This is a genomic window from Enterobacter sp. RIT637 (genome assembly GCF_019718755.1).
In the GTDB taxonomy this organism is placed as follows: domain Bacteria; phylum Pseudomonadota; class Gammaproteobacteria; order Enterobacterales; family Enterobacteriaceae; genus Enterobacter.
Genome location: NZ_JAIHAZ010000153.1, coordinates 1 through 548 on the forward strand (window position 1 = coordinate 1; position 548 = coordinate 548).

Annotated in this window: 1 protein-coding gene; it reads right to left on the minus strand. The window is 57.5% G+C overall.

The genetic code is table 11. The features are described from left to right. A partial coding sequence (locus K5E19_RS23730) for a LysR family transcriptional regulator (protein WP_221553373.1) occupies positions 1 to 435 on the minus strand: 435 nt, incomplete at its 3' end. Between the last annotated feature and the right edge of the window lie 113 nt (positions 436 to 548).

Sequence of the window (548 nt, forward strand, 5' to 3'; positions counted from 1 at the left end):
CTGCTGAACCTGGTCGCGATCGCGTGCGGTCACGGTGCCAAACCACTGGTTTCGCGCGCTGGTTTGCAGGGAGAAGCGGGAAATGGCGGCCAGCAGGCTGTCGAGGGGTAACGCGTCGTCATCGCTCAGGACGTCGAAGGCTTTTTGCTGGATCTGGGCCAGCAGATCGTAGAGCTGAATCAGGCGCTGGCCGTAGCGGGTTAGCATCGCGCCGCCGCCGCCTTTGCCACCGGTCGCCCGATCCACCAGCGTCTGTTCGCTCAGGCTGTTCATCTCATTGATGGCGTCCCAGGCACTTTTGTAGCTAATGCCCGCATTCTTTGCGCCCTGGCTAATTGAACCGGTTTGTTCTATCTGTTTAAGCAGGGCAATACGTCGCGGATCGGCGAAAAGCTTCTGCTGAAGTCGAAGGGTAAGGAGAATTTCGGCCTGCATAGACGGTGTCCTGGCAAAAAGCGTATTGTGACCGAATTGCCCGACAGCGCGAAGCCCACCGCACAAAAGGGGATGTTTTTCTGACTTTTCAGGGTAGAATACGCCCTTCACAG